This is a genomic window from Rhodobacteraceae bacterium D3-12 (assembly GCA_025916135.1).
In the GTDB taxonomy this organism is placed as follows: domain Bacteria; phylum Pseudomonadota; class Alphaproteobacteria; order Rhodobacterales; family Rhodobacteraceae; genus JAKGBX01.
Window position 1 is genome coordinate 2,654,079 of sequence record CP104793.1, and the last position, 19,705, is coordinate 2,673,783.

The following is a 19,705-nucleotide window of genomic DNA, read 5'->3' on the forward strand; positions in this document are numbered from 1 at the left end:
CCTGATCATGCTTGCGCTTATCGCGCGATTGTCCCGGTCCGTCGGATTTTCCGTGCCAGCTGCAAAATACCGTAAACCAAGGCTTCCGCCGTCGGCGGGCAACCCGGAACATAGATATCCACCGGCACAACCCGGTCGCATCCGCGCACCACGGAATAGCTGTAATGATAATAGCCACCGCCATTGGCGCAGGATCCCATCGAGATCACATAGCGCGGCTCGGGCATCTGGTCGTAAACCTTGCGCAACGCCGGAGCCATCTTATTGGTCAGCGTGCCGGCCACGATCATCACATCAGACTGTCGCGGGCTCGCCCGCGGGGCCACACCGAACCGGTCAAGGTCATAGCGCGGCATCGACGCGTGCATCATTTCCACGGCGCAACACGCCAGCCCGAACGTCATCCAGTGGAGCGAGCCCGTCCGGGCCCAATTGATCAGATCCTCTGTCGAGGTCAGCAGAAACCCCTTGTCCTGAAGCTCTGCATTAAGTGCCTGGGTGGCTACTTCGCGGTCACTGCCCGCGGTGTTGGCTCCCGTCATGACCATTCAAGCGCCCCTTTCTTCCATTCGTAAGCAAAGCCGATGGTGAGAACGGCCAAGAACACCATCATCGACCAGAAGCCCACCATGCTGACATCCTTGAACGCCACGGCCCAAGGGAAAAGCATCGCGATTTCAAGGTCAAAGATGATGAACAGGATCGACACGAGGTAGAACCGCACATCGAATTTCATCCGCGCATCATCAAAGGCGTTAAAGCCGCACTCATAGGCGCTCACCTTCTCCGCATCCGGGTTGCGCACGGCCAAAACCACCGCCGCAAGAATGAGAACGACACCAATCGCAACCGCAACTGCAATGAAAATTAGTATGGGAAGGTATTCCCGAAGCATCCCGTCCACGATCAAGACCCCTTCCTGCGCTGTCTTACCGCGCCAAATAGCAGCGAAATCTTGCCTTTGGGTTTACTAGCGCCCCTTGGCAGGGTCAACCAACACAGAAATATATTCTGAATCGCGCAGGTGACGCTCAGAGCCCGGCAAAGAACCCCATTCAACCCCAAGAAAACAGGGGTTTTGAGCATGGCGCGCGCGGCACTGGCGCTCCGGGGCGCTTGGGGCGCACTTAAACATGCGCAAAACTTATGCCTTTCTGGGCCGGAATCGAGCACTCTCAACCCGACTCAACAGACAAATTGTCCGCAAGTTTGTCCGCGCACTGGTGAAGCCGCGCAAAGCCGCCCTGAAACAATCGACCGGGGCGGCGCAACTGCCCCACCCCGGTCTCTTTTTGCCCAAGTTCGGCGCACGGCGGCCACCATCGCCGCCGCGCCCTCTGGCCGGTTACAGCCTGTTGCCCGGCTATTGCCTGACTATTGCTCGGCTATTGCAGAGTCACCTCGGCGCGCTCCCCTGCGACCACGGTGACCTCCTGCTCAATCGCGGCCTTGTCGCTCTCATATTCGACCCGCACAAGATAGCTCCCCGCCGTCAGCGTCAGGCTCAACGCCTCGCCATATTTGCTGGACAGCTCCTTGCGTTCGCCCTGAAGGTTCTTCTTGCCAAGGATCCGGATACGATAGCCCCCCGGCGCGGTGATCGCCGCAACCCCGGCATTCAGCACCAGCTGCACATCGGTGCGCTGCCCCGCCTCCACCTTGATCGGCTGGCTCTGCACCTCGGCCTTGTCGAGCCGCGCAGTCACAATATACTCCCCAACAGGAAGCTCGATCGGTTTGCTGCCATAAGTGCCGCCAAGCTCCTTGCGCTTGCCCTTCAGATCCGCTTTCGCTGACAAGACCCGATAGCGGATACCGTTGGTCTCCACGGCCGGGCCACCCTCTGAATAAAGCGCTGTGGCCATCACCACGCCAGACCCGACAACAATATCCGTCGTCAACAGCTCACCCGCCGCCAGAACCATGTCCTTGCTGGCTTCTGCTTTGGCCAGACGCCCGGTTACCTTGATATTACCTGCAGGTACGTAAAACCGTGCCTTGCCATAGGCGCCATTTTCAAACTTGCCGTTAAACACCTTGATCCGGATGGCTTTTTCAACCTCCCCATCGGGGGTGCGCTTGGGCGTGATCTCGACGATCCCCGCGTTCAGAACCACCTCGACGGGCGTTTGCTCCGTCTCGCTCAACGTGATCTCGCGCTGCATCTCGATCTTCTCCAGCCGCGTGATCAACAGGTATTTCCCGGCCGGAACCGAGGCTTGGAACTCCACGGCGTATTTGCTGGCAGCGGGTTTGTTGATGACTTTGCCATTCTCGTCAATCGGGCGCAGAATCCAGCGGACCGACTTGTCGTCCAACACCGGCCCCCCTTCGCTCAGCGATGCGGTGCCGACGATGTTGAACTCCGGCTTGGCCGGCTCCGGCGGGGTCACTGGCGCGGGTGCCGGGGTCGGCACAACGGCTGGGGCGGGCACGGCCTCTACAACAACCGTCTGTTCCAAGGCCTTGCCAAGCGTATCGGCGCTCGACGCCTCAATATACTGACCGCCCGTGGCTTTCGCCAGACACGACACCTGCGCGCCCTCTTCCTTGGACAGGCCAAAGCCCACCACATGCGCGGTGAAATCCACGCCCGCCGCTTCCAGCTCTCGGCCCAGCGCGCAAGGGTCCATGTCACAGGTCTCAAGCCCGTCAGTCACCAAAATCACGGTCGCCTTGTCTTCGGTAAACCGCAGCGCCTCGGCCGCCATTTTCACCGCTGCACTCAACGGGGTCTTGCCCTTGGGGCTGATGCCCTTGGCGAAATTGGCAATCGCGCCGCCCGTGCCTTTGCCCGCCTTCACGGCCAGCTCGATATCTTTGCAATCGCCCTTGCGCCGGTGGCCGTAAACGATCAGGCCCAGCTCATTGCCTTCCGGCACCGCGCCCAGCACATCGCCCAGCGTGTCGCGCGCGATCTCGATCTTGGCCTTGCCGTCAATCTGCCCCCACATAGAGCCCGACGCGTCCAGAACGATCATCGCCCGCTCCTGCGAACTCACCGGCGAAATCGCCGCCATCATCATCGCCGCGCACCAAATAAAAAGCCGCATCTCGGCCTCCTCTCCTTAAATCAATCGTTTTCAATCACTCAAAGTCTACCACCCGTTGATCCAAAGACCATCTGGTGGAAAACCCTACTTTAACCTGCGTTGATGGGTGCACCAAAAAGAACCAAGGCGCAATCCACATCCGCCACCCGAAACGCCTCCTGCCCATAGGGCCGATCAACCGGAGCGCGCCGCCGAACCTAGCGGCCCCGGCTTTCGTGCCAAACCGCCTTCACACCACCCAAGGCGCCTTGCGTTTCTCGAAGAACGCGGCAATGCCGGCCTTGGCTTCGTCGCCTTCCCATGTCTCAACCAGCCGGTTGATGGTCTCGTCCACAATCTCGGGCGTGATCGACGGTCCCAACATCCGCGCCAGCCGCTTGCTCTCGGCCACGGCCCCCGGTGCAGCGCTCAGGTATGGCACCACCTCGGCCTCAACCGCCGCGTCCAACTCCGCCTCGCGCACCACCCGCGCCAACAGGTTCAATTCGCGCGCCTCCTCGGCCCCGAACAAACGCGCCGACATAAACACGCGCCGCGCCTTGTCCTCTCCCATCCGCGCCAGAACATAGGGCGAAATCGTCGCCGGGATCAGCCCCAGCTTGACCTCGGTCAGACCAAACTTGGCGCTGTCCACCCCGATCGCCACATCCGCCACCGACATCATGCCGATACCGCCGCCAAAGGCATTGCCCTGCACCCGCGCAATCAGCGGCTTTGGCAGGGTGTTCAGCGCATAAAGCGCCATCGCCAGCTTGCGCGCTTCGGCATGGCGCTCGCTCGCGCTCGCGGCCATCTGATCCTGCATCCAGCGCAAATCCCCCCGCACAAAAGCTTTTGCCCCGCGCGGCCAGCACAACAACCCGCACCGCCGCGTCGTCGCTCAGCGCCTTCACCGCTTTGGGCAACTCCTCGATCATCGCGCCCGACATGGCATTGTGCTTTTCGGCCCGGTCCAGCCAAAGCGTGGCCACACCGCGCGCGTCCACCTCAATACTTAGCGTTTCATACATCACCCAACTCCTTGTTCGCTTCATCCAGCCAATCGGCATAAAGCCAGTTCATTCTGTCCATAAACCACAGCTTCGGCAGCATCGACGCCACGACCCCGCCAATCACCCCTTGCAGATCAAGCCGCCATAGCGCCCAGATCATCCAGACCAACCCCGGCACGGCGGCCATGCCCAACCCCATGGCCCAAGCCCGGTGATGCGCTGGCACCTCGCCGCGCCTGCCAAGGAACACCTGCTCCCCCATCACCCCGCGTGAGGCCCAATTGTCCAAATCACGCGGCGGCGCGAAAAAACGCGGGTTAAGCCAAACCCAAAGCAAAACCACAACCACCGGGAGCAAAGCCCAAACCCCGATCCAAACCCGCGACCAAACAGCCAGCGCCAGCGCAGGCAGGATCACCATACGCGAGTAAACCGAAAGCGGGTTGGCATGGCGCTGCCACACTCGGGCATCCATCCCCATCACCCGCTCAATCGGCGTTTTGCCGGTTTTCATGCGTCGCCTTGCCCGCGCATCGCCTGCGCCATGACCGCCGCCTCGGCCAGAATGCTCCGGTCCAATCCGGTCTCATAGCCCAAGGCGCTCAAATGATCATGCACCGCCTCTGTTGCGACATTCCCGGCAGCACCCGGCGCATAAGGGCAGCCGCCCAAACCGCCAACGGCGGCATCAAACACCCGCAGTCCACGCGCCAGAGAGGCCTCGATATTGGCCAAGGCCCGCCCGGCGGTGTCGTGGTAATGCCCGGCCAGCTTACCCGCCGGCACCACCTCCAACACCGCGGCCAACATGGCATCTATTGTCTCCGGCCTGCCCTGCCCGATCGTGTCGCCCAGCGAAATCTCGTAAACGCCCCGCGCCCAGAGGATCTCGGCCACCCGCGCCACATCTGCCGGCGCAGTCGGCCCGTCATACGGGCAATCCGTCACACAAGAGATATAACCCCGCACCGGCAACCCAATCTCGCGCGCCGCTGCCAAGACCGGATCAAACCGCGCGATGCTCTCTTCTATGGTGGCGTTGATATTAGCCTTGGAAAACCCTTCCGATGCCGAGCCGAAAATCGCGATCTCATCCGCCTTGGCCGCGACCGCGCCCTCAAACCCGCGCATGTTCGGCGTCAACGCGGCATAGCTCACCCCGTCGCTCCGTTTGATCCCCGCCAGAACCTCTGCGCTGTCGGCCATCTGCGGCACCCACTTCGGGCTGACAAAACTCGCCACTTCAATGCGCGAAAACCCGGCGCGGCTCAACAAATCCACCAACGCAATCTTCTCCTGCGTCGGGATCTGACGCTTTTCATTCTGAAGACCGTCTCTCGGCCCCATCTCGAAAATCTCTACCCGCTCTGGCATGGCCGCTTCCCCCATTTCATCTTACCAAAAATACTCAAAAGCACCGGCGCGAGCTTACGCCTCTGGCACGTCGTAAAACTCACGGTCGTAAAACGCCTGCAGCCCTTCCGCCTTCAGCGCTCGCTGATAGGCCGGTCGCGCCTCAATGCGCTCTTGATATCTCTCCAGATTGGGAAACCGGTCAAAACGCACATAATGGCGCGCACTTTCCAGCGTGAAGCCCATCATCATGTCCGCCGCGGAAATCCCCCGCCTGAGCATATAGTCCTGCTCCGCAAACAACCGCTCCAAAGGTTTCAACGTAATCGCCAACCGCTTGACCTCGATCCCGATCACCGTGGGTGAGCGCATCTCGGGCTTGGGCAAAAACACCTGTTGCAGGTTGAGGTTCTGGATAAGCGTGCCCACGGTCTCGGCATAGTGCAACCATACCAGAAACTGCGCCCGCTCCTCTTCGCCCACGCCCGGTGCAAACCCGTGCTCGGGGCGGGTCTCGCAGAGATATTGCACGATCGCCCCGCTCTCAAACAAAACCTGCCCGTCAATTTCAAGAACCGGAACCCGCCCGGCCGGTGAAATCGCCTGAAACTCCGGGCTGCGCAAATCGCCACTGCGGATGTCATATGACAAAATGTCCGGCTCAAGGCCCATTTCGTACAGCACCCACAAGACCCGGAACGACCGGCTTCCTGCGACACTGTGCAGACGGATTGGCGTTTCAGTCATGGGGTATCCTTTCATTTCAGGTTTTGCGCCGCGCGTTGCGCGTCGCGAGGGGGCGCCTCACTTCGTTCGGCGCCATATGCGGCAAGGGGCGCGCAACAATTGTCATCGTTGTCCATCTGGCGACGCCGTGCAATTGGGTATTTTTACCATTAAAGAGACGCCTCGGCGTCGCGGCTTCCTTCTTGGGTCAAATACTCATTTTTACCTCTGCCCCGCTCAACCCGCCTTGAGCTGACCCGCAGTTTGCAATCACCAATGGCCCCCGCAAGGCGACAGGGTCTGTTTTCTTACAGAAAACTGACCCGGGGTGGGCGGGTGGGTCGGCTTGCGGGGGCCATTGAGCGGGATCACGCAGCGTCGGCGGCCTCCTCTTCCAACCGGATCAATGCGGCACCGGCTTCGACCTGCGCGCCGGCGGTGCAAAGCACATCGGCCACCACCCCGTCGCGCGCAGCCAACAAGGCGTGTTCCATTTTCATGGCCTCCAAAATAGCGAGCCGGTCGCCCGCCGACACCTTCTGCCCGGCGCTTGCAAAGACCGCTTTGACCAGCCCCGGCATTGGCGCTTCGATCAGGTTGCCATCGCCCCCCGCGCCGCTCGCCCGTTCAAGCGGATCGACAAGCCTGACAGCGATGCCATAGCCCGAGAAAATCGTGATCTCGTCACCGGCCAGAGCCCAGGCCGCCACCGGCGTGCCGTTGATCCGCCAACCATCATTCCAGCTGGCTGTCACCTCCGCCTCCCCGACCCGGATCACCACCTGCGTCGCCGTTTCGCTTTTCAGCCGGACCTCTTCGATCTCGCCCGCAACCTCAAGCCAGACGCTGCGCCATTCCGCCTGCCAAAGCGCGAAGCCCTGATCCCACCGCGGCGCCTGCAACAGCCCCGCCGCCGCCATCGCCGCCTGGGCCACCACCTCGGCACTGGCCAGTGGCGCAACCACGAGCATATCAAGGTCGCGGGCGATCAGCCCGGTATCAACCTCGCCCGCGGCAAAGCCCGCATGATCGCAAAGCGCACCCAGAAAGCCGAGGTTGGTCACCGTTCCGCCAACCTCGGTCTCGCGCAGCGCCTGCGCCATCTGCTTCAGCGCGACCTCACGCGTTGGCCCGTGGGTGATCAGCTTGGCAATCATCGGATCATAAAACGGCGAAATCGTATCGCCCGCCCGCACGCCGCTGTCCGCCCGCGCGGCGGGTGCAAATTTCAGATGGGTCAGCGTCCCGGTCGCGGGCAGAAACCCCTTTGGCACATCCTCGGCGTAAAGGCGGCTCTCAAACGCGTGCCCGGTGATGCTCAGCTCCTCCTGACGCATCGGCAGGGCCTCACCGCTGGCCACCCGCAACTGCCATTCGACCAAATCGACACCGGTGATCGCCTCGGTCACCGGATGCTCGACCTGCAAGCGCGTGTTCATCTCCATGAACCAGAACCCATCCGGGCGCAGCCCGTCAGAGCCGTCAACGATGAATTCGACCGTGCCCGCCCCCTTGTATCCGATCGCCTCGGCGGCGCGCACGGCGGCGTGCCCCATGGCGGCGCGCATCTCGTCGGTCATACCGGGCGCCGGGGCTTCCTCGATCACCTTCTGGTGGCGGCGCTGCAGCGAACAATCGCGCTCAAACAGATGCACCGCCGATGCGCCATCGCCAAACACCTGCACCTCGATGTGGCGCGGCTGGGTGACGAATTTCTCGATCAACACATCCTCGTTGCCAAAGGCCGTGCGCGCCTCGCTCCGGGCCGAGTCGAGCGCATCGCCAAACGCATCTGCCGCCTCGACCAAACGCATCCCCTTGCCGCCGCCGCCAGCAACCGCCTTGATCAGCACCGGATAGCCGATCTCGCCAGCCTCACGCGCCAATACCGCCGGCCCTGATCCTTGCCGTGATAGCCCGGCACAACCGGCACCCCGGCCTCCTCCATCAAGACCTTGGCCGCGTCCTTCAAACCCATCGCGTTGATCGCCCGCGCCGATGGCCCGATAAAGACCAGCCCCGCCGCCTCGACCGCCTCAACAAAACCGGGGTTTTCGGACAGGAAACCATAACCGGGATGGATCGCCTGCGCGCCTGTTTTCAGCGCCGCCTCGATAATCACATCCCCGCGCAGATAGCTCTCCGCCGGGGCGCTCGCCCCGATGTGAACCGACTCATCGGCGGCGGCCACATGGGCCGCGCCCGCATCGGCGTCGGAGTATACCGCCACCACTTTCACCCCCAGCGCCCGTGCGGACTTTGCCACACGACAGGCGATCTCACCCCGGTTGGCTATCAGGATCTTGTCAAACATCTCGGCTCTCCTTCGCATTCGTCCCAAGACACGGCTTGCGCCCGTCATCTGTTAATTTCTCGCCAAAGTGCTGGCCACAACGCCGCCCCAAACCCGGCGCCACATCGCACCCGCCAAAGCGCGCAACCGCGATCACACTGTTCATCCCGCCTCCTCCAGCGCAGAGCGCAGCGCCGTCTCGCTGGTCGCATCAAACGCCACCAGCACAACGCGCTCCGGCGCATCCTTCAACGCCCGCACCGCAATCCGCGCTGCGGCATCGCTGGGATAGCCATACACCCCGGTGGAAATCGCCGGAAAGGCAAGGCTCTCCAAGCCCTCCTGCCGCGCCACCTGCAAACACGCGCGATAGCATGACGCCAACAAATCCGCCTCGCCCTGCGTCCCGCCGCGCCAAACCGGCCCGACGGTGTGGATCACCCGGCGCGCGGGCAACCCATAGGCCGCCGTCACCTTGGCCTCACCAACTTCACACCCGCCAAGCCCGCGACACTCCGCCAATAACTCCGGCCCCGCCGCGCGATGGATCGCGCCGTCCACGCCACCACCGCCAAGCAATGTGGAGTTGGCCGCATTCACAATCGCATCCACGGCAAGCGTGGTTATGTCTCCGCGCCAAACCTCGATCACCGCAGACCACCCCGTGCTCTTACTCGACACACATACCCAAAGTCCCGACACGCGCCAAAGCCACGACCATTGGCCCCCTGCCCCCCGGCGCGGCGGGGTGGGTGGGCGGGCGCCGTGCCGGGGGGCAGGCCACAACCGTTCATCCGGCCTCCTCGAGGACAACACGCCATCACGCCGCCTCCAACTTGTGACACCAATCAATCCGTGTGCCGGCGGAATACGCCACTGCATAATCTTCGCGGATCATAGTCTCGGCCACATCCACGCCGCCAACGCTCAACCGGATCAGCGAGCGACCGTATTTATCGGTCCCGTGGCGCGTAAACGCCACGCCACCTTTGGCGATCAAGGCGCGCAGCCGCTCGGTTGCATCTTTGCCCGCCACGGCCTCGGCCTCGCAGCGGGCATTGCGGGTTTCGGGCGTATCAAACCCGACAAGCCGCGCCCGCTCTTCCCGCCCGTCACAGCTCAGCGCGACGGTATCACCGTCGTAAACATAGCTCACAACGCAGCCGACCTCTGCCGTGGGGCCCGGTTGCTCTTCCATCCGCACAACAAACAGCCACGCCGCCACGCTCGCCCCCGTTAGCAACAGCGCCCGCCCGATGGTCTTCATACCCGCCCGCATCATCTCTGCATCACCACCGCTTCACCGCTGCCACCGGCGCAACGCCTGACGCGCCTCTTGCATCACACCCGCCACAATCTCCCCGGCCGGGCGCACCGAACCGATCATGCCGATGCCCTCCCCCACAATCGCCGGCGCACCCGTGGCATCCCCGGCGGCAAGCGCCTCGGCATAGGCCGCTCGCGCCGCATCATCGCGCAGCCCCTCGCTGTCCCCTTCCCAACGCTCCACCCATGCGTTGCGCAGCGTGCGAATGTTGAACCCGCCGGGCCAGTCATAGCCGCGTGCAATATCGGGCAATGAGGTGCGCACCGTGGCATCCCCATCCGCGCCCATCGCCGCGCTGTGGAACCCTTCGGCCACCTGCGCCTCGCGTGCGGCCCAAAACCGCGTGCCCATCACCACGCCATCCGCGCCCAACATCAATGCCGCCGCCAATCCGCGCCCGTCAGCAATCCCGCCCGCCGCCAGAACCAGCGCCCGGTCGGCACAAGCATCCACCACTTCCGGGACAAGGCTCATCGTGCCGCGCGTGGCCCCATGGCCGCCCGCTTCCGCGCCTTGCGCCACGATCACATCCGCCCCCGCCGCCACAGCCTCGCGCGCCATGGCCAGCGTCTGAACCTGCGCAATCACCGGCACACCGGCCGCGCGGATCGTCGCGGCATAAGGCGCGATATCGCCAAACGATAGAAACACCGCCGCCGGGTCACGCGCCAGCATCGCCTCCAGCACGCCCTCGCGCCCCGCCAGCCGCCAGGTGATAAGCCCCGCCCCAACCCGCGTGTTTCCCGCCGCTGTAAACTCCTGTTCCAGCCACGCCGCGTCGCCATATCCGCCGCCAATCAACCCCAGCCCCCCGGCCCGGCTCACCGCCGCCGCCAGCTTGCCCCCGGCGGCAAAAGCCATCGGCGCGCTGACGATCGGCGCTTCCAGCCCGAACCGCTCGGTCAGGCGGGTGTTGATCGGGTCATATCCGCTCATTCGCCCATCCCCCACTTCGCCCGCTCGGCCCAATCAGGATGCCAGCGTGACAAGGGCGGGCGGTTCTCGGTCACATCGCCCGCGCCCCATTGAATACGGGCGCGGTCCATGTCTTCGCTGACCTCGCCATCCGGGCAGATGACATAGAAATCCCCCCGCTCCAGCGCCGCCATAAGATGCGCCACCACCTGCGTGGGCAACCACGCGCCCGGCTTATGCTCGGCCCGCCCCGTGGTGGTCCAACCCGGCACCAGAAGATGCACGCTCACCGCGCCGCCTTTGCTGCGCAACTCATGTTCCAAACTTTCGGAATAACTCTTCACCGCCGCCTTAGTCAGGTTGTAAACCGGATGCCCCGGCGGGTTGGTGATCCCCTGTTTCGAGCCAAGGTTGACGATCATCGCCTCGCCCATCTCCGGCAAAAATGCCCTGACCCCGTTGATCACGCCAAACAGGTTTACATCCACCGCCTGCCGCCATTCTTCCAACGGCGCATCAAACCCGCGACCGGCCCGCGTCACGGCGTTGTTCACCAACAGGCTCACCGGCCCGACCTCTTCTGCCAAAGCGCGCAGAGCCGCCGCATCGGACACATCACAGACCACCGTGCGCACATCTCCGCCAGCGTGCGCCTCGGCCTCCCCGGCGCATTCTGCCAGCGCCGCCGCATCCACATCAACCGCAACAACCCGCATCCCGCGCGCCGCCAACTCGCCCACCAATGCCCGCCCGATGCCCAGCGCCGCTCCGGTCACAACCGCAACGCGGCCCGGCGCAATCACCCGTTCAAACCGTTCCGCCTGCTCAGACATCGCTCTCTCCTCCACCGTAACCTGCGACCATGCGCTTGATCAGCCCCGCGTCATCAAGCTCGTTTGCATCCGCCACACGCATCCCGTTTTCCCGCCGATACAGCACGATCACCGCGTTCACGCCCAGCCGCACTTCCTCAAACGCGAACCGCAGGTCCGGATTGGCCATACCACGGGCAAAATACGCGCGAACCTCGCCCTTGCCGCGCAACCAGCCATCGGTGCGACCAAACCGTTCGACCACCAAGGGCGAGCATAGCTCAACACCCTCGGCGTAATGCGCCATCACCGCGTCAAGATCGCGCGCGTTCCACGCGGCGCACCAATCGCGCGCGCGGGTTTCGGCTTCTGTCCGCGACATCTCCACCGCCACTACATCCGGAACACGCCAAACCGCGTTTCCTCAATCGGGGCGTTCAACGCCGCCCGCAGGCTCAGCGCCAGAACCTCACGCGTTTTGCGCGGATCAACCACCCCATCATCCCAAAGCCGCGCCGAGGCATAAAGCGGATGCGCCTGCTCCTCGAACATCTCAATGGTCGGGCGCTTGAATTCGGCCTCCTCCTCGGCGCTCCACTCTTCGCCCGCCCGCTCAATCGCGTCGCGTTTGACTGTGGCCAAAACGCCCGCCGCCTGCTCGCCCCCCATCACGCTGATCCGGCTGTTGGGCCAACTCCACAAGAACCGCGGGCTATAGGCCCGCCCGGACATGCCGTAATTGCCCGCCCCGAACGAGCCGCCAACCAGAATGGTCACCTTCGGCACCTTGGTCGTCGCCACTGCGGTGACCAACTTGGCCCCGTGGCGCGCAATGCCCTCGTTCTCATACTTGCGGCCCACCATAAAGCCGGTGATGTTTTGCAGGAAAACCAACGGAATTTTGCGCTGCGAACACAGCTCGACAAAATGCGCACCCTTCACGGCGCTCTCGCTGAACAGCACACCGTTGTTGGCAATAATCCCCACTGGCATACCCTTCACATGCGCAAAGCCACAGACCAGGGTCTCGCCGAACCGCGCCTTGAACTCGTCAAACCGGCTGCCATCGACCACCCGCGCGATCACCTCGCGGATGTCATAGGGCGTGCGCAAATCTCCCGGCACCACGCCCAATATCTCCGCCGGGTCATAGGCCGGCTCATCCCAGCTTTCGCTTTGTGGGGTGTGGGCGCTGCTCGCCCCGCCCAATGAGCCAACAGCCCGCCGCGCCAACGCCAGCGCATGCGCGTCATCCTCGGCCAGATAATCCGCCACGCCGGACAGGCGCGTGTGCACATCGCCACCGCCCAAATCCTCAGCCGACACAACCTCGCCTGTTGCCGCCTTCACCAACGGCGGACCAGCAAGGAAAATCGTCCCCTGCTCCTTGACGATAATCGACACATCCGACATCGCCGGCACATAAGCGCCCCCGGCGGTGCAAGAGCCCATCACCACGGCAATCTGTGGAATGCCCTTGGCGCTCATATTGGCCTGATTGTAAAAAATCCGCCCGAAATGGTCGCGGTCGGGGAACACCTCGTCCTGATTGGGAAGGTTCGCACCGCCACTGTCGACAAGGTAAATGCACGGCAAATGGTTCTGCTCGGCAATCTCCTGTGCGCGCAGGTGCTTCTTGACCGTCATGGGGTAATAGGTGCCCCCCTTAACGGTGGCGTCATTGCACACCACCATGACCTCGCGGCCCATGACCAAACCGATGCCCGCAACCATGCCCGCTGCGGGCGCGGCCCCGCCATACATGCCATGCGCTGCCGTCGCGCCGATCTCAAGAAAGGGCGAGCCCGCATCAAGCAGGTTCATCACCCGCTCGCGTGGCAACATCTTGCCCCGGCTCACATGGCGCGCGCGGCTTTTTCGCCGCCGCCCGCCGCCGCCTTCTCTGCCGCCTCGCGGATCACGCTCAACGCGTCCTCATGCGCCGCGACATTGGCCTTGAAGGCCTCTGATGTTGGCAATGCCTGTGATTGCAGTTTCATTTCTCTCGCTCCGCTTTGTCTATCGCGCGTTCCAGCGCCCGCCATTCTGTCCAGTTGATGCCCAGTCGCGCCGCGCGGCATTGCACCGGGGCCACCTCTTTGGGGCAATCGGCCTGCGTCCCCCCGGCCAACAGCTTCCTATGTGCGCTGCGCCACATCCGGTTGCGCCAGTCGCTGTTCAAATCAAACCCCTCGACCGCCGTTGCGATCCGCCGGTTCGCCGCGTCAAAATGCTGGCCCAGCGCCGCGATACAGGCCCGCTTGCCCGCTGCGTCAAGCCCATATCGGCAATATTGCAGCGCCCTTTTGACGCAGCCCACATCCATGATCTCTCCGGCTTCGGGCTGGGTCAGCTTGGCACAGCCGTCAAACCACCCTATCACGTCGATCCGCGCCGCGCCCTCCTGCGCTGCGGCCCCTGTCGCGGTCACTGGCCCAGCCCCGATCCCAGCTCCGAATCCGGCCCCGATCCCGATCATCACCACCACGGCCAAACCCCCGCGCCATGTTCCGAACACTCCGCACCGGCCCATCGTTTCAGCCCTCAGCCCAAGCCCAAAGACGCATTCAGATACAATGTTTGGCTCGCTGTCTCCTCCAGCAAACAGCTCACCCCCGCAGGCCCTGCCCCCGTGCCGCCACCCCATTCCGAGCGGGCAAAAGCGCATTTCGCATCGCGGTAAGGGATCCACGCCCGCTGCATCGCGCGCAAAGCCTCAACCCGGCTCGGCGCATAGTCTGGCTTGCCGCGGTCCATCTCCTTGGCCGCCGCCATGACCTCGCCATAGGTCTGGTTCAACTTGCGGTCCCACCATTGCGCCTCCGCATCCAGACAACCAACCATCCCGGCGGTAGAATACCCACCCTCGGTGGCCTCCATACAGGCCGCGGCCGCCTTGCCCACGCAATGCAGCATCTCCTTGCTCGGATCACTTGTCAGCCCAAGACAGCTCTCCAGCTTCGCGGTGCTGAACTGCATATCCTGCGCGGCGGCAAAACTGGCCGGCGCGCAGAAAACCAACGCGATCAACGCGTGTTTCACGCCATAAGCCCCATCAATTCGCGGCCCACCAGCATTCGGCGAATTTCGCTTGTCCCCGCGCCGATCTCCATCAGCTTGGCATCGCGGAAAATCCGCCCCACCGGGTTGTCGCTAAGATAGCCAGAGCCGCCAAACGCCTGCACCGCCTGATGCGCGACCTTCATCGCCTCTTCGCTGGCATAAAGCACACAAGCCGCCGCATCCTGTCGCGTCACCTCGCCCCGGTCGCACGCCTTGGCGACTTCGTAAACATAGGCCCGCGCCGAATTCATCGAGGTATACATGTCGGCGATCTTGCCCTGCATCAGCTGGAATTCCCCGATCGGGCGGCCAAACTGCTTGCGCTCGACCATATAGGGCATAACCTCATCAAGGCACGCCGCCATGATCCCGGTGCCGATCCCGCTCAGCACCACGCGCTCGTAATCCAGCCCCGACATCAGAACGGCAACGCCCTTGCCCTCTTCGCCAAGGATGTTCTCGAACGGCACTTCCACATCGTCAAAGATCAGCTCGGCCGTGTTCGATCCGCGCATCCCAAGCTTGTCAAAATGGTTGCTGGTCGAAAAGCCGACCATGTCCTTTTCGATCAGAAACGCGGTGATCCCCTTGGGGCCTGCGTCCATATCGGTCTTGGCATAGACCACCAGAACATCGGCATCCGGCCCGTTGGTGATCCAGTATTTGTTGCCGTTCAGCACAAAACGGTCGTTCTTCTTGTCGGCCCGCAACTGCATGCTCACCACGTCCGACCCGGCATTCGGCTCGCTCATCGCCAACGCGCCGACATGCTCACCGCTGATCAGCTTGGGCAGATATTTCATCTTCTGCTCATGGGTCGCGTTGCGCCGGATCTGGTTGACGCAAAGGTTGGAATGCGCGCCATAGCTCAGGCTGACACTGGCGCTGGCCCGCGCGATTTCCTCGACCGCGATCACATGCGCAAGATAGCTCATCTCGGCGCCGCCATATTCCTCTGGCGTGGTCACCCCCAACAGGCCCAGATCGCCAAACTCTTTCCACAGCTCGTTGGGAAATTCGTTTTTCGTGTCGATCTCTGCCGCCATCGGCTTGATCCGCTCCTGTGCCCAGCGATGCACCATCTCCTGCATCGCCATCACATCTTCGCCCAGATCGAATTTCATCGCGCCCAGGAACATGTCCGGCCCCTCCCGTTTATTGAACACTTGTTCATTTACTACGGGAAGCGTCGATTCGGATCAAGCGTTGTCATCCGGAATCGCGGCACAAGCCGGGTGGGCGCACTCCCTCGGGTGGGCGCTCGCAACATCTGTGGCTCGCAATTTATCCCGGCCAAACCCGCAAAAGCCAAACGCAATGCGCAACATTTGCGCAAGCGCCCTCCCAAGGGGGAGGGAGTGCGCTCGCCCGGCGGCCTTCGGCCTTGTTCCGGGCGCAACCCTTATTCGCAAGGGTTCAAGCCCGCAGGGCGACATGCGGCGCCTGCGCCTGCCCTCGCCCTTCAGCCCTCAGCCCTCAGCCCTCAAAAATGCGATTTCGCCTCATCCGGTTTGCCCGCGGCCAGCGCCAATACGCCGCCCGCAATGCAAAACCCGATCGGGAACATGGTGAACGCCCCAAAGCCAAAGGCGTAAAACATCAGCCCCCCGGCAATCAGCATCAACACCCCGCCCCACAACGCGCGCATCTTGGCCATCGCCCCGCCGACAAGCGCCAGCAACGGCGCAAGGAAACTCGCAACCCGGATCAACGGCACATTGCTTACCTGCTGCACCACACCGTCCAACTCGCCATGGTTCTCCACCACGACCGTATACCCATAGCTGAAAAAACCGATCACCATCGCGATCAGCCCGGCAATCACGCCCAAAATCATCGCTGCATTGCGCATCCCATGTCCTCCTGATCCTCACCCGCCCATAGGCGCGCCTTATCCAAGCAACGCCGCCTGAACCGCCTTGTCCCACCCCAGATAAAGCACCCCGTCCGCCTCGATCAAAGGCCGCTTCATCAAGCTCGGATGCCGCTCCAACAGCAAAACAGGCGCCTCTTCACGCTCGTTTTCGCTCAAATTCCGCCAAGTTGTTGAGCGCCGGTTCACCAGACTGTCACCAAATTTGTCCAACGCCCGCGCCATCACATCGCTCGGAACGCCGTCGCTGCGGACATCTCTAAACTCAACTTCGTCTAGCGATTTCAACGCCTTGCGACAGGTATCGCAAGTCTTCAACCCATACAGAACCATCCCGAACCCCTTCCATTTCGCCCCACTCCATAGCCTAGCGCAAAACCCGCTTCACCCCTGTTTTGCTTGATTTTTGCAAATCACCTGCAATCATTCACCGCATGACCCTGCGTCAACATAGGCTTGGCGCGGTGCATAAACCTGCAAGACCGACCCCGCAGGGGTCAAGACAAGACGAAGGAGAGGCGGCATGCCAAATGGCACCGTGAAGTGGTTTAACCAAACCAAAGGGTACGGGTTCATCGAACCCGAAGGCGGCGGCAATGATGTGTTTGTTCACATCTCAGCCGTGGAACGCTCAGGCCTTCAAGGCCTGAATGACGACCAGAAAGTCAGCTACGATTTGATCGAAGGCCGCGATGGCCGCGAAATGGCAGGCGACATAAAACTGCTCTGACGCCCTCGCCAAAAGGCCCGCCTAAACGGCAAAGGGCGCCCCGTAGGCGCCCAATCCAGTGCTGTGCAGATGTGTGCAGAGCCGTCTTTTTGCAGTGCAATTTTCTGCCGCACCCTGCTTTGTGCGCGCAGCGTCCTGCATCGGCGAATTTTACACCGCCTAATTTTCACAGTGCGGCTCTAGTGAAGCGCAGCACGGACGAATTCAACACATCAAAAGTGCCGTGCAAATCTATGCCACGCCCTCTATGCCACGCCCTCTATGCGACGCCCCATGTTTGTGCAGATCAAAGTGACTGCGCCGACCAAAATGACTGGCCGATCAAACTGCCCCAATCAAATGGACTGCGCCGACCAACAAGATCGGCTTACTGCCCGCCACACCCTTTCATGCCTTCGGGACAAACGGTCGACGCGACCCGCTTCACCCGCTTCGTTACCCGGCGCACCGGATGGGCATTGGCCTGCTGATACGACATCTTCTGGTTCGGAACCCCGCAACAAATCACGCCACCCGCCACAATCGGCTGCATCCCCGCCGGACAATAATTCGGCGCGCCCGCATAGCCATAAACCGGCCGGTCCGCCGCCGCTGGCACGGCCCAAAGTGCGGCCATCGCGGCCCCAATGATCAGCTTACTCTTCATCATGTTCCCCTAACTCTACTCGCCATTGACTAACTTACTGTTAACGCAAAACTTAACCAGCATTTCCCGACCGGTCAAACGTTTTGCCCCAAGATATTGTTTCCAAGCTAGCAACAGACCCCATGACTGGACTCCACGCGGTGCTTTCAATTCAGCCTACGCGCCCGCCCATGAGGCGTATCGGGCGTGCGCAGAGCAGAGCCACACTGGCTTTACCTTTGAACCGCTCACAAATCGAACCGAGCCCTGAACGTATCTTCGACGCCAACGAGAATGTCTAAACATGTCTTTCTTTGAGCCGCGGAATCGACCTCTTTGAAATTGGAAAAAGCGACGACTTTTAGCCCCTCTTTTTTTACCTCCAAAAAGCGCCGCTTCAAGGCGGCTAATGAGCCGTGCGCATCATCGCACAATTTGTGATACAACCCTAAATAGGCGTCAGTCTCTCTAGCAGCAGAGAACTTTTTTCGAATTACTGCTGCCTGAGCACCACCAGCACGCAGCTTATCAACTTCGTTTGCTGTCTCTTCTAACCAAGTGTCAAAATTTGGTGCTTTCAGAATTTCTTGAAAAAACGGATTCCGTCTTTCGCCCGTTTAAGTGTGGTCAAGTGCATCACTTGCTCTTCGAGCCGCAGGTTTTCTATCCACTGCTCATCTTTGCAAACGAGTGTGAACTTAATGTGCTGCTCCAGCGCATGCCGAAGAAGCAAATTTACTTGATTCTCAAACCCTGCCTTGCCGACCAAACAAGTCGTCCAAACACCTTCTAAGACACTAAGAAACAATAAGACGGGCGCTAAATCGTTCCAGTCCTTAGCGTTGAACCTGACCTTGCAAGCAAGCTGCGATAAATCTTGCTCAACCCGCTTTTCCAACTCAAGAAAGGAAGGCGGCTCACTCACCCCTTCAAAACCCCCTCGAACTCCCGCCATTCCCGCTTCGACATGCCGCTCGTCTCCGCCGTCACCTCTTCGCCCGCCAGCATCCGGCGCAGCGCGTCCATCATCTGGGCGCTCATCGTCACCGCGCCCATCCGGTAATCCTCGAACGCTTTGAACGCGAAGGGCACCCAATCGGCCACCACGTTGCAGATCGCATCCGCATAGACCCGGATCTCGTATTGCGCATGGGCGTCCGCACGCAGCCGCAGGAAATGCAGCAAATTGTGCAGATCGACCTTCCAATACCATTGGGTATAGATATTCGCCGGCAGGTTCATCCGCGCCAATTCCCGCGCAAGGCCAATCCCGTCCTCGTCGATCATCGACTGGTAATTGTCATAGCACCGCGCCGAATCCGCCTTCAGCATTTCCAGCACCCGGTTGGTATCCTCAGGCGAAAGCAACTCCCCCGCCCCTGATTGTTCACCACCGATTGCGCATTCATATGCGCCGGATCGGGGATATAAAACTCCCGGTCCAAAATCGAATACCGCGCGGAATACTCGTTTACATTCGCCGTCCGGTGGCGAATCCACTGCCGCGCTACGAAAACCGGCAACTTCACATGCAGCTTCACTTCGCACATCTCGAAGGGCGTCGAATGCCAATGCCGCATGAGATAGCGGATCAACCCCTCGTCATTCTGAACGCTTTTCGTGCCCTTGCCATAGCTCACCCGCGCCGCCTGACAGATCGCCGCATCGTCGCCCATATAGTCGATGACGCGCACAAACCCATGATCCAAAACGGGAATCGCCGAATAGAGGTGCTTTTCCATCCCCTCGCTCACCGCTCGCAGGGTCTGCCCCGGATTGGCGCGTTGCGCGTCGATTTCGGCCTGCTGCTCTGGCGTCACTGTTGGCGTCACTGGGGGCGTCACTGTCATATCGGTCTCTCTTACGGCATGAGTCGTTGGGAATCCGGCTTACCATATATTGAGGATACCGCACTAGAAATACCTATATCCGGTCGTGCATTG

At 61.7% G+C, this 19,705-nt stretch carries 19 protein-coding genes and 4 pseudogenes; 1 reads left to right on the forward strand and 22 read right to left on the reverse strand.

Features of this window, described 5'->3' with window-relative positions:
* Window positions 1-17 precede the first annotated feature (17 nt).
* The 19 genes and pseudogenes from N4R57_13070 to N4R57_13160 form a co-directional block, all read right to left on the reverse strand.
* The gene (locus tag N4R57_13070) at window positions 18-542 is read right to left on the reverse strand and encodes an NADH-quinone oxidoreductase subunit B (protein ID UYV39577.1); all 525 of its coding nucleotides are present in this window, start codon (window positions 540-542) and stop codon (window positions 18-20) included.
* Entirely contained in the window at window positions 539-904 is a 366-nt protein-coding gene (locus N4R57_13075; protein UYV35976.1) for an NADH-quinone oxidoreductase subunit A, read from the reverse strand. The genes N4R57_13070 and N4R57_13075 overlap by 4 nt, the downstream gene beginning before the upstream one ends.
* 481 nt (window positions 905-1,385) lie before the next feature.
* Window positions 1,386-3,053, reverse strand: coding sequence for a VWA domain-containing protein (locus N4R57_13080; GenBank protein UYV35977.1), 1,668 nt, complete (start codon window positions 3,051-3,053; stop codon window positions 1,386-1,388).
* Window positions 3,054-3,282: 229 nt separating this feature from the next.
* Window positions 3,283-4,063, reverse strand: a pseudogene (locus tag N4R57_13085) (crotonase/enoyl-CoA hydratase family protein).
* Window positions 4,056-4,559, reverse strand: coding sequence for a hypothetical protein (locus N4R57_13090; GenBank protein ID UYV35978.1), 504 nt, complete (start codon window positions 4,557-4,559; stop codon window positions 4,056-4,058). Before N4R57_13090 ends, N4R57_13085 begins: the two are co-directional and overlap by 8 nt.
* Window positions 4,556-5,419: a hydroxymethylglutaryl-CoA lyase gene (locus N4R57_13095; GenBank protein ID UYV35979.1), complete on the reverse strand. Its 864-nt coding sequence runs from the start codon at window positions 5,417-5,419 to the stop codon at window positions 4,556-4,558. The genes N4R57_13090 and N4R57_13095 overlap by 4 nt, the downstream gene beginning before the upstream one ends.
* A 54-nt stretch (window positions 5,420-5,473) precedes the next feature.
* On the reverse strand, window positions 5,474-6,145 hold the full coding sequence (locus tag N4R57_13100; protein UYV35980.1) for a glutathione S-transferase family protein: 672 nt from the start codon (window positions 6,143-6,145) through the stop codon (window positions 5,474-5,476).
* Window positions 6,146-6,492: 347 nt separating this feature from the next.
* A pseudogene (locus N4R57_13105) lies at window positions 6,493-8,438 on the reverse strand (biotin/lipoyl-binding protein).
* Window positions 8,439-8,579: 141 nt separating this feature from the next.
* Window positions 8,580-9,068 carry an O-acetyl-ADP-ribose deacetylase gene (locus N4R57_13110; GenBank protein UYV35981.1) on the reverse strand — a complete coding sequence of 163 codons (489 nt, stop codon included), beginning with the start codon at window positions 9,066-9,068 and terminating at the stop codon, window positions 8,580-8,582.
* Between the two features lie 169 nt (window positions 9,069-9,237).
* Complete coding sequence (locus tag N4R57_13115) at window positions 9,238-9,699, reverse strand: thermonuclease family protein (protein ID UYV35982.1); 462 nt, start codon at window positions 9,697-9,699, stop codon at window positions 9,238-9,240.
* An 18-nt stretch (window positions 9,700-9,717) separates the two neighbouring features.
* On the reverse strand, window positions 9,718-10,680 hold the full coding sequence (locus tag N4R57_13120) for a nitronate monooxygenase (GenBank protein UYV35983.1): 963 nt from the start codon (window positions 10,678-10,680) through the stop codon (window positions 9,718-9,720).
* On the reverse strand, window positions 10,677-11,492 hold the full coding sequence (locus N4R57_13125) for an SDR family oxidoreductase (GenBank protein ID UYV35984.1): 816 nt from the start codon (window positions 11,490-11,492) through the stop codon (window positions 10,677-10,679). Before N4R57_13125 ends, N4R57_13120 begins: the two co-directional genes overlap by 4 nt.
* Window positions 11,485-11,853 (reverse strand): nuclear transport factor 2 family protein, encoded by a 369-nt coding sequence (locus tag N4R57_13130; GenBank protein ID UYV35985.1) that lies wholly within the window; start codon window positions 11,851-11,853, stop codon window positions 11,485-11,487. Before N4R57_13130 ends, N4R57_13125 begins: the two co-directional genes overlap by 8 nt.
* Before the next feature lie 11 nt (window positions 11,854-11,864).
* Window positions 11,865-13,471 (reverse strand): annotated as a pseudogene (locus N4R57_13135) (methylcrotonoyl-CoA carboxylase).
* Complete coding sequence (locus tag N4R57_13140) at window positions 13,468-14,004, reverse strand: hypothetical protein (GenBank protein ID UYV35986.1); 537 nt, start codon at window positions 14,002-14,004, stop codon at window positions 13,468-13,470. Before N4R57_13140 ends, N4R57_13135 begins: the two are co-directional and overlap by 4 nt.
* Window positions 14,005-14,015: 11 nt before the next feature.
* Window positions 14,016-14,513, reverse strand: coding sequence for a DUF1311 domain-containing protein (locus N4R57_13145; protein UYV35987.1), 498 nt, complete (start codon window positions 14,511-14,513; stop codon window positions 14,016-14,018).
* Window positions 14,510-15,673: an isovaleryl-CoA dehydrogenase gene (locus N4R57_13150; protein UYV35988.1), complete on the reverse strand. Its 1,164-nt coding sequence runs from the start codon at window positions 15,671-15,673 to the stop codon at window positions 14,510-14,512. The genes N4R57_13145 and N4R57_13150 overlap by 4 nt, the downstream gene beginning before the upstream one ends.
* Before the next feature lie 344 nt (window positions 15,674-16,017).
* A complete protein-coding gene (locus tag N4R57_13155) occupies window positions 16,018-16,386 on the reverse strand; it encodes a hypothetical protein (protein UYV35989.1) in 369 nt (122 codons plus the stop codon).
* Between the two features lie 39 nt (window positions 16,387-16,425).
* Window positions 16,426-16,740, reverse strand: a complete 315-nt coding sequence (locus N4R57_13160) for an arsenate reductase (GenBank protein UYV35990.1) — start codon at window positions 16,738-16,740, stop codon at window positions 16,426-16,428.
* A 190-nt stretch (window positions 16,741-16,930) separates the two neighbouring features.
* Here N4R57_13160 and N4R57_13165 point away from each other — a divergent pair, with 190 nt between their 5' ends.
* Window positions 16,931-17,137 (forward strand): cold-shock protein, encoded by a 207-nt coding sequence (locus N4R57_13165; protein ID UYV35991.1) that lies wholly within the window; start codon window positions 16,931-16,933, stop codon window positions 17,135-17,137.
* Between the two features lie 367 nt (window positions 17,138-17,504).
* Here the strand turns inward: N4R57_13165 and N4R57_13170 are convergent, their stop codons facing one another.
* The 3 genes and pseudogenes from N4R57_13170 to thyX all read right to left on the reverse strand — a co-directional run bounded on the left by N4R57_13170 (window position 17,505) and on the right by thyX (window position 19,612).
* Entirely contained in the window at window positions 17,505-17,783 is a 279-nt protein-coding gene (locus tag N4R57_13170) for a hypothetical protein (GenBank protein UYV35992.1), read from the reverse strand.
* 556 nt (window positions 17,784-18,339) lie between these two features.
* Window positions 18,340-18,687 carry a hypothetical protein gene (locus tag N4R57_13175; GenBank protein ID UYV35993.1) on the reverse strand — a complete coding sequence of 116 codons (348 nt, stop codon included), beginning with the start codon at window positions 18,685-18,687 and terminating at the stop codon, window positions 18,340-18,342.
* Window positions 18,684-19,612: pseudogene (thyX, locus tag N4R57_13180) on the reverse strand (FAD-dependent thymidylate synthase). Before thyX ends, N4R57_13175 begins: the two are co-directional and overlap by 4 nt.
* Window positions 19,613-19,705: the final 93 nt, after the last annotated feature.

Excerpts from the sequence above, each read along its gene's own strand:
- N4R57_13170 (UYV35992.1), bottom strand. The coding sequence starts at position 17,783 with ATGAAGAGTAAGCTGATCATTGGGGCCGCGATGGCCGCACTTTGGGCC.
- N4R57_13115 (UYV35982.1), bottom strand. The coding sequence starts at position 9,699 with ATGATGCGGGCGGGTATGAAGACCATCGGGCGGGCGCTGTTGCTAACG.
- N4R57_13140 (UYV35986.1), bottom strand. The coding sequence starts at position 14,004 with ATGGGCCGGTGCGGAGTGTTCGGAACATGGCGCGGGGGTTTGGCCGTG.
- N4R57_13130 (UYV35985.1), bottom strand. The coding sequence starts at position 11,853 with ATGTCGCGGACAGAAGCCGAAACCCGCGCGCGCGATTGGTGCGCCGCG.
- N4R57_13120 (UYV35983.1), bottom strand. The coding sequence starts at position 10,680 with ATGAGCGGATATGACCCGATCAACACCCGCCTGACCGAGCGGTTCGGG.
- N4R57_13090 (UYV35978.1), bottom strand. The coding sequence starts at position 4,559 with ATGAAAACCGGCAAAACGCCGATTGAGCGGGTGATGGGGATGGATGCC.
- N4R57_13095 (UYV35979.1), bottom strand. The coding sequence starts at position 5,419 with ATGCCAGAGCGGGTAGAGATTTTCGAGATGGGGCCGAGAGACGGTCTT.
- N4R57_13160 (UYV35990.1), bottom strand. The coding sequence starts at position 16,740 with ATGGTTCTGTATGGGTTGAAGACTTGCGATACCTGTCGCAAGGCGTTG.
- N4R57_13125 (UYV35984.1), bottom strand. The coding sequence starts at position 11,492 with ATGTCTGAGCAGGCGGAACGGTTTGAACGGGTGATTGCGCCGGGCCGC.
- N4R57_13150 (UYV35988.1), bottom strand. The coding sequence starts at position 15,673 with ATGTTCCTGGGCGCGATGAAATTCGATCTGGGCGAAGATGTGATGGCG.
- N4R57_13100 (UYV35980.1), bottom strand. The coding sequence starts at position 6,145 with ATGACTGAAACGCCAATCCGTCTGCACAGTGTCGCAGGAAGCCGGTCG.
- N4R57_13080 (UYV35977.1), bottom strand. The coding sequence starts at position 3,053 with ATGCGGCTTTTTATTTGGTGCGCGGCGATGATGATGGCGGCGATTTCG.
- N4R57_13070 (UYV39577.1), bottom strand. The coding sequence starts at position 542 with ATGACGGGAGCCAACACCGCGGGCAGTGACCGCGAAGTAGCCACCCAG.
- N4R57_13165 (UYV35991.1), top strand. The coding sequence starts at position 16,931 with ATGCCAAATGGCACCGTGAAGTGGTTTAACCAAACCAAAGGGTACGGG.
- N4R57_13155 (UYV35989.1), bottom strand. The coding sequence starts at position 16,386 with ATGCGCAATGCAGCGATGATTTTGGGCGTGATTGCCGGGCTGATCGCG.